The sequence below is a fragment of the Paraburkholderia hiiakae genome (assembly GCF_904848665.1).
GTDB classification, from domain to species: Bacteria; Pseudomonadota; Gammaproteobacteria; order Burkholderiales; family Burkholderiaceae; genus Paraburkholderia; species Paraburkholderia hiiakae.
Genome location: NZ_CAJHCQ010000009.1, coordinates 185,318 through 197,598 on the forward strand (window position 1 = coordinate 185,318; position 12,281 = coordinate 197,598).

Annotated in this window: 17 protein-coding genes; 8 read left to right on the plus strand and 9 right to left on the minus strand. The window is 65.8% G+C overall.

Annotated features, from left to right (window positions below; genetic code table 11):
* Positions 1-135 precede the first annotated feature (135 nt).
* Complete coding sequence (locus tag JMY28_RS18945; RefSeq protein WP_201697438.1) at positions 136-861, plus strand: GntR family transcriptional regulator; 726 nt, start codon at positions 136-138, stop codon at positions 859-861.
* A 16-nt stretch (positions 862-877) separates the two neighbouring features.
* Here the strand turns inward: JMY28_RS18945 and JMY28_RS18950 are convergent, their stop codons facing one another.
* Both JMY28_RS18950 and JMY28_RS18955 read right to left on the minus strand, forming a co-directional pair.
* Positions 878-1,090: a hypothetical protein gene (locus JMY28_RS18950; protein WP_201697439.1), complete on the minus strand. Its 213-nt coding sequence runs from the start codon at positions 1,088-1,090 to the stop codon at positions 878-880.
* 102 nt (positions 1,091-1,192) lie between these two features.
* Entirely contained in the window at positions 1,193-1,816 is a 624-nt protein-coding gene (locus JMY28_RS18955) for a glutathione binding-like protein (protein ID WP_201697440.1), read from the minus strand.
* A gap of 79 nt (positions 1,817-1,895) precedes the next feature.
* On the opposite strand from JMY28_RS18955, the gene JMY28_RS18960 reads away from it, so the two are divergent.
* The 4 genes from JMY28_RS18960 to JMY28_RS18975 all read left to right on the plus strand — a co-directional run bounded on the left by JMY28_RS18960 (position 1,896) and on the right by JMY28_RS18975 (position 3,637).
* A complete protein-coding gene (locus JMY28_RS18960) occupies positions 1,896-2,564 on the plus strand; it encodes a TetR/AcrR family transcriptional regulator (protein WP_201697441.1) in 669 nt (222 codons plus the stop codon).
* 115 nt (positions 2,565-2,679) lie between these two features.
* On the plus strand, positions 2,680-2,874 hold the full coding sequence (locus JMY28_RS18965; RefSeq protein ID WP_069261725.1) for a DUF1653 domain-containing protein: 195 nt from the start codon (positions 2,680-2,682) through the stop codon (positions 2,872-2,874).
* A 45-nt stretch (positions 2,875-2,919) separates the two neighbouring features.
* Positions 2,920-3,114 carry a YqaE/Pmp3 family membrane protein gene (locus JMY28_RS18970; RefSeq protein ID WP_028209664.1) on the plus strand — a complete coding sequence of 65 codons (195 nt, stop codon included), beginning with the start codon at positions 2,920-2,922 and terminating at the stop codon, positions 3,112-3,114.
* Between the two features lie 127 nt (positions 3,115-3,241).
* Positions 3,242-3,637 carry a hypothetical protein gene (locus JMY28_RS18975; protein WP_201697442.1) on the plus strand — a complete coding sequence of 132 codons (396 nt, stop codon included), beginning with the start codon at positions 3,242-3,244 and terminating at the stop codon, positions 3,635-3,637.
* Between the two features lie 161 nt (positions 3,638-3,798).
* Here the strand turns inward: JMY28_RS18975 and JMY28_RS18980 are convergent, their stop codons facing one another.
* Positions 3,799-4,062 (minus strand): DUF4148 domain-containing protein, encoded by a 264-nt coding sequence (locus JMY28_RS18980; RefSeq protein ID WP_201697443.1) that lies wholly within the window; start codon positions 4,060-4,062, stop codon positions 3,799-3,801.
* Between the two features lie 388 nt (positions 4,063-4,450).
* Here JMY28_RS18980 and JMY28_RS18985 point away from each other — a divergent pair, with 388 nt between their 5' ends.
* Entirely contained in the window at positions 4,451-4,738 is a 288-nt protein-coding gene (locus JMY28_RS18985) for a DUF4148 domain-containing protein (RefSeq protein ID WP_201697444.1), read from the plus strand.
* A gap of 85 nt (positions 4,739-4,823) precedes the next feature.
* Here JMY28_RS18985 and JMY28_RS18990 read toward each other — a convergent pair whose 3' ends face one another.
* The 3 genes from JMY28_RS18990 to JMY28_RS19000 form a co-directional block, all read right to left on the minus strand.
* A complete protein-coding gene (locus tag JMY28_RS18990) occupies positions 4,824-5,141 on the minus strand; it encodes a 2Fe-2S iron-sulfur cluster-binding protein (RefSeq protein ID WP_201697544.1) in 318 nt (105 codons plus the stop codon).
* A gap of 5 nt (positions 5,142-5,146) precedes the next feature.
* Positions 5,147-6,277 (minus strand): VIT1/CCC1 transporter family protein, encoded by a 1,131-nt coding sequence (locus JMY28_RS18995; RefSeq protein WP_201697445.1) that lies wholly within the window; start codon positions 6,275-6,277, stop codon positions 5,147-5,149.
* Between the two features lie 88 nt (positions 6,278-6,365).
* Positions 6,366-8,318 carry a sigma-54-dependent Fis family transcriptional regulator gene (locus tag JMY28_RS19000; RefSeq protein ID WP_201697446.1) on the minus strand — a complete coding sequence of 651 codons (1,953 nt, stop codon included), beginning with the start codon at positions 8,316-8,318 and terminating at the stop codon, positions 6,366-6,368.
* A gap of 199 nt (positions 8,319-8,517) precedes the next feature.
* On the opposite strand from JMY28_RS19000, the gene JMY28_RS19005 reads away from it, so the two are divergent.
* Positions 8,518-8,841 carry a DUF2964 family protein gene (locus tag JMY28_RS19005; protein WP_236596927.1) on the plus strand — a complete coding sequence of 108 codons (324 nt, stop codon included), beginning with the start codon at positions 8,518-8,520 and terminating at the stop codon, positions 8,839-8,841.
* A gap of 366 nt (positions 8,842-9,207) precedes the next feature.
* Positions 9,208-9,498: a DUF1488 family protein gene (locus tag JMY28_RS19010; protein WP_028202589.1), complete on the plus strand. Its 291-nt coding sequence runs from the start codon at positions 9,208-9,210 to the stop codon at positions 9,496-9,498.
* Between the two features lie 96 nt (positions 9,499-9,594).
* On the opposite strand, the gene JMY28_RS19015 is transcribed toward JMY28_RS19010, so the two are convergent.
* From JMY28_RS19015 to JMY28_RS19025, 3 genes are all read right to left on the minus strand, one after another.
* On the minus strand, positions 9,595-10,128 hold the full coding sequence (locus JMY28_RS19015; RefSeq protein ID WP_201697447.1) for a cytochrome b: 534 nt from the start codon (positions 10,126-10,128) through the stop codon (positions 9,595-9,597).
* Between the two features lie 192 nt (positions 10,129-10,320).
* Positions 10,321-11,622 (minus strand): NCS2 family permease, encoded by a 1,302-nt coding sequence (locus tag JMY28_RS19020; RefSeq protein ID WP_201697448.1) that lies wholly within the window; start codon positions 11,620-11,622, stop codon positions 10,321-10,323.
* Positions 11,623-11,955: 333 nt separating this feature from the next.
* The gene (locus tag JMY28_RS19025) at positions 11,956-12,225 is read right to left on the minus strand and encodes a DUF4148 domain-containing protein (protein WP_158759261.1); all 270 of its coding nucleotides are present in this window, start codon (positions 12,223-12,225) and stop codon (positions 11,956-11,958) included.
* Positions 12,226-12,281: the final 56 nt, after the last annotated feature.

Sequence of the window (12,281 nt, forward strand, 5' to 3'; positions counted from 1 at the left end):
TTGTCAACAATCTGGCAAGGCTCGCTATGTCCGGCATCGGGGATCGAGTATGGGCACGGGTCTATATCGCCTCGCCATGCCGCTCGCTACAATGCGACCTGACCCAGCGACCCGACTCAGCCAGCGCGCCTTTCCATGGCCCAATCCTCCCGCCTCGCTCCGCCCCGCGACACCGACGAACCGTCCGATGTCGAAGCGCATGTCTATGCGTCGATTTCTTCCGCGCTGCTAGAGGGCAAGCTCGCGCCGGGCCAGCAACTGGTGGAGCGCGAACTCGCGGCGGCGTTCGGCTGCACGCGCGGCGCGCTGCGCAAGGTGCTGGCGCGCCTCGGCTACGAGGGCAAGCTCGTGCTCGAACCCAATCGCGGCGCATTCGTTCCGTCGCCCTCGGAGGGCGACATCCGCGCTGTGTACCGCGCGCGTCAGGTGGCCGAAGCGGGCGTGATGGTGTGCCTGTGCGGCAAGCTCGATGCCGCGATGCGGCGCAAGCTGGCGGCCCATGTGCGCAGCGAGAAAAAGGCGTTGCGCGAGGCGCGCGTGGACGAAGCGGTGCGCCTCGCGGGGCAGTTTCATCTGCTGCTGACCGAGCAGGCGGGCGGCGCCGAACTGGTGGATGCGCTGGCGCAACTGGTCGCGAAAACGGAGCTCTACAAGGCGTTGTTCGATCCGTCGAAGGCGTCGATGTGCGCGCCCGACGAGCACGCGCAGATCATCGAAGCGCTTGAGGCTTCAGACCTGACGGCGGCGCTCGCCACGATGCGCGCGCATCTAACCGAGCTGGAAGAGCGGGTGGTGCAGCAGGCGCGTGCACGCGCCGGGCGCGATCTCAGGGCGGTGTTCGCGGATCTCGCGAACGGCTGAGCCCTCAGGGTACGCGTCAGCCTTCGCCTACTCGCCGGCGCAATTCCTTCGAAGCCGCGAGCGGAATGCGCGCATCGTCCCACGTGGCGAGCCATTCGACCTCTTTTGCGGCGAACACCTGGCCGTGATTGCGCAGCGCGTACTGCAATGAATCGATGACGTGATTGCGGATGATTTCGGGCGTATGCGGGTCGTCGAGGACGATGCGGAAGGCTTCGAGCGTGGCCATTGTGCGGCTCCGGCGAATGTGGCGACCGCAACGTTATCTCACGACAAAAAGCACGACAAAAATGCGCGAACCGGGCGGGAAAAACTGCCCGGCTCGCGCGCCTCAGTGCGGCGTGCGCTTGAAGAGCTCATACTCCTCGGCGAACGCCCGCGCAACGGCGGGCCGCTCGCGCACGCGTTGCGCATAAATCGCGATCGCCGGCCATTGCGAAACATCGATGCCCACGTACGGCGCCCAGTTCAGCACGGTCACGAGATAGGCGTCCGCCACGCTGAACGCGTCGAGCAGGAACGTGCGCGATTCGAGGTGATGCGCGAGCAGGTCGAAGCGGCGCGCGATTTTGCCGCGCGCATAGTCCTTGACGGCCTCGTCCACGTCCTTGCCGAGCAGCGGCACGAACACGGCCTTATGCAACTCGGTGCCGATAAAGCCCAGCCACTGATGCAGGCGCGCGCGCTCGCGCGTGCCCGCTGGCGGGGCGAGCCGCGCCTCGGGAAAACGGTCGGCCACCCACGGCAGCACCGCCGAGTTTTCGGTGAGCGTCCAGCCGTCGTCCTCGCGCAGCACCGGCACCTGGCCGAGTGCGTTGACGGCGAAGAAGTCGCCGCCTTCGGCGAGCTGTTTCGTGAGCGTATCGACCTGAATAAAGCGTGCTTGTGCGCCTGCCTCGTAGAGCGCGATGCGCGTGGCGAGCGAGCACGCCAGCGGGGCGAAATACAGATCCATCGTCATCCTCCTTTGCGGGTTTGCGGGCTTTTCTGATTTCTGTACTATAGTGAACAAAAATTGCCGATCCAATATTTCTATGCAATCCAGTACAAAAAAGGATAGCCGCCCGCGTGGGCGCCCGCGCGCCTACGATCCGGAGGAGGCGCTTGCCCGCGCGCGCGATACGTTCTGGCGCAATGGCTACACAGGCACATCGCTCGACGACCTGAGCGAGGCGACCGGCATGAACCGGCCGAGCCTGTACGGCGCATTCGGCGACAAGCACACGCTCTATCTGCAAACCATGGAGCGCTATGTGGAAGCGGGGCGCGTGGCGATGGAGTCCGCGCTCGACAGCGCATTGCCGCTGCGCGAGGCGCTGATGCGCGTATTCGACGGCGCGCTCGGCTGGTATTTGCCGGCGCACGACGCGGCACGCGGCTGCCTGTTGATCGGCACGGCGGCGGTGGAAGCCGTCAACGACGAAGCGATACGCGAGCGTCTTGCCGCGGGATTGCGCACATTCGACAAGGCGTTCGAGCGGCGTCTGCGCGTGGCGCTCGCGCAAGGCGAACTGCAGCCCAGTGCCAGCGCACCGATGCTTGCGCGCCTCGCGTCGGCGGTATTGCACAGCATGGCGCTGCGCGCGCGCGCCGGCGATTCGCGCGCCTCACTGCGCGCCATGGCAGTGGCGGGCGTCACGCTGATCTGCGGCGAAGCGCCGGCTGCGGCCGATGCGCGCGCGGCGCGGCGGCGCACGAAGTGATGTCACGCTGAACGCCGTTGGACGGCGCCTGCGGCACAGGTCCGTACACCACTTTCCCTTGTTACACTGGCGCAGTCGCGCAGGGACGGCTTGCGCACTCGAAGAGGGGAACACGATGGTGCGCTACAGGCACTACAAGGGTGGCATTTACGAACTGGTATGCGAGGCGACGCTCGAATCGGATCCTTCCGTCACGATGATCGTGTATCGCGCGGCGAACGGTACGATCTGGACGCGACCCTCCACGGTGTTCTTCGAACTCGTCGAGTACGAAGGCGGGCTCGTGCCGCGCTTCGCGCCCGTCAACTGATTCTTTCCACACTCGTCTTTTTCCACGCTTTAGAGGTCTTGCCCAATGCGTTTACTGATCGCGCTGATCCTGCCTTGGCTCCTGTTCTTCACCATTGGGCGTCCGATTGCGGGCATTGTCTGCCTGATCCTGCAGATCACGCTGATCGGCTGGATTCCCGCCGCGATCTGGGCCGTGTATTCGCTCAGCCAGTACAAGACCGACCGGAAAATAGAGGACGCACTCGGCCGCCGCGGCTAAATTTCGCAGTGGGCGCCTATGCGCGGCGCGGAGGCCCGTTCCGCGTTACAACCGTAATTCACGCTCACAATTCAATAAGAACTTAACGCTGATTTTTCTTTCTTACAAATGGAAAGGAGAGTTAGCAATGTTCAAGTTCGTTCTCACAGCAGGCGCCGTCGCGCTCCTTGCCGGGTGCGCGGTGGCCCCCGGCTACGACTATGGCTACGGCGGCTATGGCCAGCCGTACTCCACCGGCTACTACAGCGGCTACGCACCGGGCTATGCGCCGGCATATGGCAGCGTCAACATCGGCGTCTGGGGCGGTGGGGGCGATCGCGATCATCACGGCGGCGACTGGCACGGCGGCGGCGGTGGCTGGCACGGTGGCGGTCCGGGCGGTCCTGGCGGTCACGGCGGCGGTCACGGCGGACCCTGGGGGGCGCCGGGCGGCAGTCATGGAGGTGGCCCCGGCGGCGGCCATGGCGGCGGAGGCCACGGCGGTGGCGGTCACGGTGGCGGCGGTTCGGGCGCCGGCCGGTGATGCGGGCTTGCCACGCGCATCGGCGCGGAGTCTATGGCGCCGCCATGCTCCGCCCTACGCCGGAAATCCGCTTCAAAACGAATCAGGCCTGCCACTCTCACGAGGGCGGGCCTAATGCTTTGCGCGGGAACCCGGCGTCACAGCCGGGGTTGCCGCGAAACTTACTGGCTCGACTGCGACGTGCCGTTCGTCGAAGGGCCGTACGCCGTCGCGCGCTGCGCAGCGACCTTGGCTTCAGCAGCCTGAATGTTTTCCGGGTAGTGCATCCAGTCGCTCGGATCGTAGCCGGCGGCGCGCAGTTGTGCGAGATCGGCGCGAACCTCGGCGCGGGTCACGGGTTGTTGCTGGGTTTGTGCCTGTGCGAATGCAGCGGCAGGCACAGCGACGATGGCGGCAAGCACAGCTGCCTTCAGAAACGACTTCATGACTAACCTCCGATATCTTTTGTGAGTGGCCATCGCATCGGCGCGGCCCATGTCGACAATGTATGCGGACGGAGGGTCAGGGTAAATACTTAGAAGACGAATTCAGTGTTCTCCTGGTGACAACAATCGGATTCGAAATCTCCTGAAGTATTGCGCCCCGCGCCTGCAATAAGGCCGAAAGGCTGCAGATTGTCTGGCCCTAAAAACTTACCGATTATTGCGAAATCTGTAATTCCAATTCGCCTGAATCAGTCTGTATCCGGCCGGCCCGCTTGCCTAGAATCCACTCACAGCCAGCCGTTGCGGCGATTGCAGCGAGCCGGCCGAGCACGACACGATGTGCACCGTCATTGCGCATCGACGTTAAAAAATTTCGGAGGTTGTGATCATGAAGTCGCTTCTCAAGGCTGTTGCGCTTACCGTTGCTCTGGCCGCTCCGCTAGCCGCTTTCGCTCAGGCCGATCAAGGTCTGACCCGCGAGCAAGTGCGCGAGCAACTCGTCGAATTCCAGCAAACGAGCCGCGATCAGGGTGCGGTCGCCGCCCAGACGGCCGCACCGGTCGCCCAGACCGATGGTTCGTTCGGTGGCGTGAGCAACTCGACGTCGGCCGGTGGCCGCTACGTGTCGGAAGCGGCGCGCACGGGTCCGCAATCGGTGTACTTCGGCGGTCAATAAGCCCGTCGGCAGTCAGCAGATGCGAAACGGCCCGCGACTTCGCTTCGCGGGCCGTTTCGCATCTGCGCTCCCCGTTCAGTAGCCGCTACATCTCTTCTGCCTCCGGCACGTCGAGCACGAGATCCGTGCGCGCGACGGCCACGCAGGTCAGCACATAGCCATCGGCTTTTTCTTCGCGGCTCAAACCGGGCCACTCGATCGTGAAGCTCACTTCGCCGCTCACCACGCGGCACAGGCAGGCGCGGCATGTGCCGTTGCGGCACATGCGCGGCAGGCGGATGCCCTCGAACGCCGCCGCTTCGAGCAAGGTCAGCTCGGGCGGCGCTTCGAAGCTGCGCCCGAGCGGCTCCACGCGAACGACGGGCACGTGCGGCGGCCCGTCCTGCAAGTCTTCGTGGCTCATGTCGCTCATGAAAGCGACACCCCGAGCAGCCGCCCCGCGCCCGCCGTGAACGCCGCCGCGGCGAGCCCGATCACGATTTGCCGCAGCGCTGAGAACGTTGCGCTGCGCCCGTTGAAGAGCGACGTGAACACGCCGACGAGGGCGAGCCCGCACGCGCTCAGCGCGACCGACTGCGCGATCGCCGTGACGCCGTGCGCCCACAGGAACGGGGCAGTCGGAAACACTGCACCGAGCGAGAAGAGGCAAAACGAGACAGCGGCGGCCGACCATGGATTGCCGCCCAGCTCCTTCGGATCGATGCCAAGTTCCTCGCGCGCGAGCGTGTTGAGCGCCTCGTCCTTGTTGCGCATGATCTGGGCGGCCACGCGGCGCGCTTCTTCGGGATCGACGCCCTTCGCCTGATAGATGAGCGCGAGCTCGTGGCGCTCGGCGTCGGGCGTGTGTTCGAGTTCGTCGGCTTCCTTCGCGAGTTGCGTGCGCGCAAGCTCCCGCGCGTTGGTCACCGAGAGCCATTCGCCGAGCGCCATGGAGCATGCGCCGGCCACGAGGCCTGCAAGCCCCGTGAGCAAAATCGTGCGATTGACGCTGCCTGCGCCCGCCACACCCATGATCAGGCAGAAGTTCGAGACGAGCCCGTCGTTCGCACCCAGCACCGCCGCGCGCAGGTCGTTACCCGACGTCGCGCGCTTGTGCCACGACTCGGCCGCGCCGATCGTTTCGCCGTGGCCGTGTTCGGTCTCGCGTTTTTTTGCGACGATCGCCTGCACGATGGTGGCGTGCTGCTGTTCCTGGGCGGAAAGCTTCTCGGCGCCGGGTTCGCGCGCGTAGCGGTCGCGGTCGGCGTATTCCGCGGCGGCGACCGTGGGCAGCACGAGCGAAGGACCAAAGGTGCGCGTGAGCGTTTGCAGCAGACGCGTCTTCGCGCTGCGCCGGTGCGGCCGGGGCGTGACGCCGTTGGCCGTGAGCTTGTCGCGCCAGACGCTCGCGTGCTCGCGCTCGGAGGCGGCGAGTTCGGCGAAGATGCGGCGGCGCTCGTCGTCTTTTTCTACCGCGCATAGCGTGTCGTAGACGGCGGCGCTGTCGAGTTCGTCGGCGAGGTTGCGCCGGAAGCGGTTGATTTCCTGGACGGAGGCCATGGGGCGCGGTGCGGGAAGCGATCCGCCAAGCTTACCCTGGCGCCGCTGTGGTCAGAAGCCGCGCCGCGACCCGGCTTGGCCGGTGCGCTCAGCGGCGCTGACGCAAATGCCGATAGACCGTGTTGCGCGCGAGCCCGAGTTCGCGAGCCGCCGCCGAAACATTGCCGCTATGGCGCGCGAGGGTCTCTTCGATGAGCCGCGACTGCCAGACGGAGAGGCGCGCAGGTTCGCGCTCTGCGTCGCTCGCTTCTTCCTCAGGCGTGGCATCGCCGGACTGCTGCGCGCATTCGCTCGCGGGGTCGCAGTCGTGCATGAGGTCTTCGGGCAGGTGATCCATGTCGATGGCGTCTTCGCCTTCGGCCATGATCGCCGCCGTGCGCAGCGCGCTGGCGAGCTGACGCAGATTGCCCGGCCAGCGGCAGCGCGCGAAGCATGCCCGAACGGCCGGCGTGAGGCGCGTGGGCGCGCCCGGCACCTCGCACCGCACGATTGCGAGCATGCGGGCGACGAGCGCGTCGAGGTCGGTGCGCTCGGCCAGTGACGGCAGCGTGACGACGAGGCCGTTGATGCGGTAGTAGAGATCCTCGCGGAACGTGCCTTCGACGATCATTGCGCGCAGATCGCGGTGCGTCGCGCAGACGATGCGTAAATCCACCGGCACCGCGCGCGTACCGCCGAGCGGCACGACGGCGCGCTCCTGCAACACGCGCATGAGCCGCACCTGTTGCGCGAGGGGCATGTCGCCGATCTCGTCGAGAAAGAGCGTGCCGCCATGCGCCTGCGCGATCTTGCCGGCGCTGCCGCGGCGCTTCGCGCCCGTGAACGCGCCGTCCTCGTAGCCGAATAGTTCCGCTTCGATCAGCGTGTCGGGCAGCGCCGCGCAGTTGAGCGCGACGAACGGTCCATCGCGGCGCGGCGAATCGCGATGCAGCGCCCGCGCGAGCCATTCCTTGCCGGTGCCGGTGCGACCGAGCACGAGCACGGGGATGTCGCGGCCGCGCACGCGCGCCACGCGCTGGAGGGCGGCGGCGAGCCGCTCGTCGCCCGTATCGAGTTCAGTGAGCGTGGGCTGCGGTGTCGTGTCGGCGTTGGGCGCTTTCGCCTGGACGGGCGCAGGCGTGTGGGGCGTGCGCGACGCTTCGGGCGCAGCGGTTCGCGCGAGCGTAGCGACGCGCGACGAGGCGCGCGCGATCACGCGCACGCCGCTTGGCAGCGTGAGCATGAGCGGTTCGCCGCTCGCGCGCATGAGCTGCTGCATGAACGCCGCGAACGGCTGGCCGAAGAGCGCCGCGAACTCGCGCTGCTGCAGTTCGGCGAGCGGCGCGCCGAACTGGAACAGGGCGCTGCGGTTGGCGCACAGCAGCGTGCCGTCGGCGGAGAAGGCGGCCAATCCTTCGTACAGCGTACCAATGAATTCCGCGCGCGCATGAAACTGGAGCCGGATGGCATCGGCGAATTCGGTGTTGAACAGATGGTTCTCGATCATCTGCGCCGACATGCGCACGAGCGCGAGCGTGTGCTTGTGAAAGCCGCGCGACTCGCCGCTCACGTCGAGCGCGCCGAGCGTGCGCCCGTACGGATCCGCGATCGGCGCGCACGAGCAGGTGAGGATGTGATTGGCGCGCAGAAAGTGCTCGCCCGCATGCACCGTGGTCGGCTGGCCTTCCACGAGCGCCGTGCCGATGGCGTTCGTGCCGCGATGCTGCTCGGCCCACGACACGCCCGGGCGCAGCGCCACGCGCTGCGCTTTCTCGACGAAGTCGCTGTCGGCGAAACTATGCAGGATCACGCCGTTGCGGTCGGTGAGCAGCACCATGCTCTGCGTATCGACGATCTGCGCGTGCAAGGCGTCCATCACGGGACGCGCCTGGTGATAGAGCGTGCGGTTCGTGTCGATCAGCTCGCGCAGGTCCGCGGCGGCCAGTGCGTCGAATTCGGGCGCCTCGGTGACGCGCAGCCCGAGTGCGCGCGAGCGCGCGTGAGCCTGCGCGATGGCGTCCGCGCGGGCCGCGTCATGCGGCGTGACGGGGCGTCGGGTCACTCGTGTCTCCAGTCGTTTTGGGTGCTACGCTGCGGCGCAGCCTGACAAATGCACGTCAATAGCGTGAGCGGCGCCTCTGCGGCAGTCCATGGTACAGGATCCGCGGCGGCTGCCAATTCGGGTTGAAGCCGGGTTGAAGCCGGGTTGAAGCCGGGGCGTACCAACGCAACTGCGCCTTGAGTTTCCTGGCGCGGGTGCCATGATGAAGGTGAGGGCGCATTCACGTCGCGCCCCCCGGCAGCGGGTGTTGTTGGCAACTGCGGTTCGCAACTGCGCCGCCCGCTGCGTAGTGGAGTTCGTCATGGTGCACGGCGAATTGAGGATCGTGGTGGCGGTGCTCGCCACGTTCGTTGCGCTCTTTGGCCTCGGGTATGCGATTGATGGATTGCTCTTCGACGAGAACAACGTCGTGCTGTCCGGAATGGTGACCGTGGCCCTTGGGATCGTCGCGTTCGTGGTGATGCTCACCTTGCACCCCAAAGACCTCGAACATCTCGATCAGCACCGGCATCGCGAATCCTGACGTGCCCGAGCGGCGCGCATGGTGCGATGCGGCAACCGGCGCAGCGCGTTGGCGCAGGGCCGGGGAGGAATGTTTGCGCGCGCTACGGCAGCTGCGAATGCTGCACCCGCGAAAAAGGGACCAAAGCAGGGACCAAAGCGGGGCGCAGACAAGGCTTTCGTAGGCTATTTCAGGCGTGTGACAACGTCGACCTTGCGGGCGGCAGGAAGTCGTCTAAAGTGAATCAAATCAACCTGCGCGAACGTTTCATTCGCGATGGTTGACGTTGATCCGCGCGTGCCGGATCGGGGTGTGCCCAGGCACTGAGTCGGGGCAGCCCGAGAAGGTTGAACGCGGCCATTTCACCCTCTACCAAAGGCGACCCCCATGCAGATCATGTTTCCGAATGAGGTGCCCGAATACTCGGGCCCAGACCTGACCTTGGCGTTTCCGGCGATGATCGATGGAGAGCGGGTGGAGTGTCTGATCACGGCGGCGGCGCTGGAAGATCACTTCGGGGCGGCCTCGCCGCGCGCCGAAGACATGCTCAGCGCGTTCGACCATCATCGCGACCGCATCGAGGCTTGCGCGCGCCGCTTGCTCTCCGAAACGCGTGCGCAGTGTCTCGTGCTGCGCAGCGGCTACGTGCGTTTCGTGCAGGCGCACGCCAGCGCGTAGTCAACCCAAAAGCGCCCGCAAGACGCGGGCGCTTTCCGTACAACTGAACTTTCTTGCCGCGCCCCCAGGGGCGCGGCTTCGTTTACGCGTGTGCCGCTAGATCATGCGGCGCAGGGTGTTGTCGCGGAATACGAAGTGATGCGCGATGGCCGCGAGCGCGTGCAGCCCGATCACCCAGTAGAACAGATTGCCGATCAGCACGTGCGCATCCTTGAGGAACTTGCGCGCGGCCGGATCGGGGCCAACGAGTGTGATCTGCAGATCGAGTCCCGCGAGCGTGACCGGATGACCGCCCGTGTTGATCATCAGAATGCCGAGGAGCGGCTGCACGAAGATGAACAGGTAGAGCGCGAGATGCACGAGGCGCGAGAGAAACGAAAGTAACGCGTTCGAGTCGATGTCCGCGGGCGCGCCGCGCCACAAACGCCACGCGAGGCGCAGCACGGCAAGCATGAGCACGAGCGAGCCCGCCCAGAAGTGCACGCTGCTCCAGAACACGCGACTGTCCGTGCCCTTGGGGCCGCGCACCTCGATCGCGAGATAGGCGAGCGCGACGAGCACGAAGATGGCCCAGTGAAAGAAGATGGCGGGCTTCGTGTAGCGTTCGGTTGCGGCGGGGTAAGTTGCCACGTGGCGGCTCCTGTATGCGGGGGATCTGGCGATAGCTCCCTATGATAAGGAGGACGCGCCGCGCCGGGCAGCCATGCGGCTGGGAAGTTTGATTCCGCGGGGTGGCGGCGACGAAAAAGAGGCGCGTTGCTGGCGAACGGGCCGATAAAGCAGATAAAGCAAAAAGGGTGGCTCGAAGCCACCCTTTATGTTTTACGCGTTGCCGAGATAGAAATACCGGAACAGGAACACGGCGGCGATGATCCACACGATCAGCTTCACGTCGCGCACGCGGCCCGTGAGGAGCTTCAGGCCCGCATACGAGATGAAGCCGAACGCCACGCCATTGGCGATCGAGTAGGTGAACGGCATGGCGAGCGCCGTGAGGGCAGCGGGCACCACTTCGGTCGCGTCGTCCCAAGGCAGATCGGCGAGTTCGCGCAGCATCAGGCACGAGACGTAGAGCAGCGCCGGCGCCGTGGCGTAGCCCGGCACGACGCCCGCGAGCGGCGCGACGAACAGGCACGCGAGGAACAGCGCGGCAACCGTCAACGCGGTCATGCCGGTGCGGCCGCCCGCCTGCACGCCCGAGGCGCTTTCGATATAAGCCGTGGTCGACGAGGTGCCGAGCACCGAGCCCGCGAGAATCGCGGTGCTATCTGCGAGCAGCGCGCGGTTCAGGCGGTGCATCTTGCCGTGCACGAGCAGGCCCGCGCGGTTGGCCACGCCCATCAGCGTGCCGGTCGCATCGAACAGCTCGACGAGGAAGAACACGAGCACCACATTGAGCACGCCCGTGGAGAGCGCCGCCTTGATGTCGAGCTGCGCGAACGTCGGCGTGATCGACGGCGGCGGGGAGAAGATGCCGTGGAACTGGTTGCCGCCGAAGAAGAACGACAGGACCGTGACGCCCACGATGCCGATCAGGATCGCGCCGCGCACCTTCAGCACGTCGAGCGTGACGATCGCGAAGAAGCCGATGATCGCGAGGATCGTGTGCGCATCGTGCAGGTTGCCGAGTTCGACGAGCGTGGCCGGGCTGCCGACCACGACGCCCGAGGTCTTGAGCGAGATGATCGCGAGGAATAGGCCGATACCCGCTGTGATCGACACGCGAATCGAATGCGGAATGCCATTGACGATGGCTTCGCGCACGCGCAGCAGCGTGACGACGAAGAACAGGCACCCGGAGATGAACACCGCGCCGAGCGCGGCTTGCCAGGTGAAGCCCATGCCCTTCACGACCGTATAGGCGAAATACGCGTTCAGGCCCATGCCGGGCGCGAGCGCGATGGGGTAGTTCGCGTAGAGGCCCATGATGAGCGAGGCGAGCGCCGCGACGAGGCAGGTGGCGACGAATACGCTTTCCTTCGGCATACCGGCGTCGCCGAGGATGGCCGGGTTCACGAAGATGATGTAGGCCATCGTGAGGAAGGTGGTGAAACCGGCGAGCAGTTCGGTGCGCAGGTTGGTGCCTGCTTCTTCGAAACCGAAATAGCGTTTGATGGCGTCCATGAAGATCGGGCCCTTGAGAGTCGAGCGGGTTGTTCGCTGCTTGTTTGTGTGGTTTCTTGCGTGCAGCTGGCGTCGGCAGGTCGTTGACGTGCCGATGCACGCGCGCGCCTGCCGTAGCGCGTGGCTACGGGCGCGATTGTAAACAATTGTTCGTCGAGCGCAGAAAAGCCGTTGTGAGCGTGGAACGGGTACAACAGCGCGCGCTGAGGCGGCAAGCGTGGACGAGGGCGGCGAATGCGCCCGTGGCGGCAGGAAATGGGCACGAGCGCTCACGGGCGCCGGGCGTTGCGTCGCCCGGTGCCGCTTCACTGCGGCCGTGCTGCAATCAAGCGATTACTGCGTCATTTGACCGGCTGGAGCGCCATATCCGGCGCGCGCCGCACGCCGTTGCGCGACGATCGCGCCCGCGCGTTGAGCGTTTTCCGGGTAGTCGATCCAGTCGAGCGGGTCGTAGCCCGCCTGCCGCCATTCGACCAGATCCGCACGGACCTGGGCGCGAGTCAGCGGTTGCGAGGGATCGTACGGTTGGGCCACAGCCGCAGCCGACGCGAAGCAACACGCCGCGGCCAGGATGCCGAGCGCTACACGCGGAAGGGAGTTCATGGCAAGGCCTTTCGTATTAGGGATATCCCTAAAATTATAGGCGCTATCTCGATAAC

What these genes read in the sequence shown, in the direction of transcription:
- JMY28_RS18945 (WP_201697438.1), top strand. Translation starts at nt 136, where the DNA reads ATGGCCCAATCCTCCCGCCTCGCTCCGCCCCGCGACACCGACGAACCG.
- JMY28_RS18950 (WP_201697439.1), bottom strand. Translation starts at nt 1,090, where the DNA reads ATGGCCACGCTCGAAGCCTTCCGCATCGTCCTCGACGACCCGCATACG.
- JMY28_RS18955 (WP_201697440.1), bottom strand. Translation starts at nt 1,816, where the DNA reads ATGGATCTGTATTTCGCCCCGCTGGCGTGCTCGCTCGCCACGCGCATC.
- JMY28_RS18960 (WP_201697441.1), top strand. Translation starts at nt 1,896, where the DNA reads ATGCAATCCAGTACAAAAAAGGATAGCCGCCCGCGTGGGCGCCCGCGC.
- JMY28_RS18965 (WP_069261725.1), top strand. Translation starts at nt 2,680, where the DNA reads ATGGTGCGCTACAGGCACTACAAGGGTGGCATTTACGAACTGGTATGC.
- JMY28_RS18970 (WP_028209664.1), top strand. Translation starts at nt 2,920, where the DNA reads ATGCGTTTACTGATCGCGCTGATCCTGCCTTGGCTCCTGTTCTTCACC.
- JMY28_RS18975 (WP_201697442.1), top strand. Translation starts at nt 3,242, where the DNA reads ATGTTCAAGTTCGTTCTCACAGCAGGCGCCGTCGCGCTCCTTGCCGGG.
- JMY28_RS18980 (WP_201697443.1), bottom strand. Translation starts at nt 4,062, where the DNA reads ATGAAGTCGTTTCTGAAGGCAGCTGTGCTTGCCGCCATCGTCGCTGTG.
- JMY28_RS18985 (WP_201697444.1), top strand. Translation starts at nt 4,451, where the DNA reads ATGAAGTCGCTTCTCAAGGCTGTTGCGCTTACCGTTGCTCTGGCCGCT.
- JMY28_RS18990 (WP_201697544.1), bottom strand. Translation starts at nt 5,141, where the DNA reads ATGAGCCACGAAGACTTGCAGGACGGGCCGCCGCACGTGCCCGTCGTT.
- JMY28_RS18995 (WP_201697445.1), bottom strand. Translation starts at nt 6,277, where the DNA reads ATGGCCTCCGTCCAGGAAATCAACCGCTTCCGGCGCAACCTCGCCGAC.
- JMY28_RS19005 (WP_236596927.1), top strand. Translation starts at nt 8,518, where the DNA reads ATGATGAAGGTGAGGGCGCATTCACGTCGCGCCCCCCGGCAGCGGGTG.
- JMY28_RS19010 (WP_028202589.1), top strand. Translation starts at nt 9,208, where the DNA reads ATGCAGATCATGTTTCCGAATGAGGTGCCCGAATACTCGGGCCCAGAC.
- JMY28_RS19020 (WP_201697448.1), bottom strand. Translation starts at nt 11,622, where the DNA reads ATGGACGCCATCAAACGCTATTTCGGTTTCGAAGAAGCAGGCACCAAC.
- JMY28_RS19025 (WP_158759261.1), bottom strand. Translation starts at nt 12,225, where the DNA reads ATGAACTCCCTTCCGCGTGTAGCGCTCGGCATCCTGGCCGCGGCGTGT.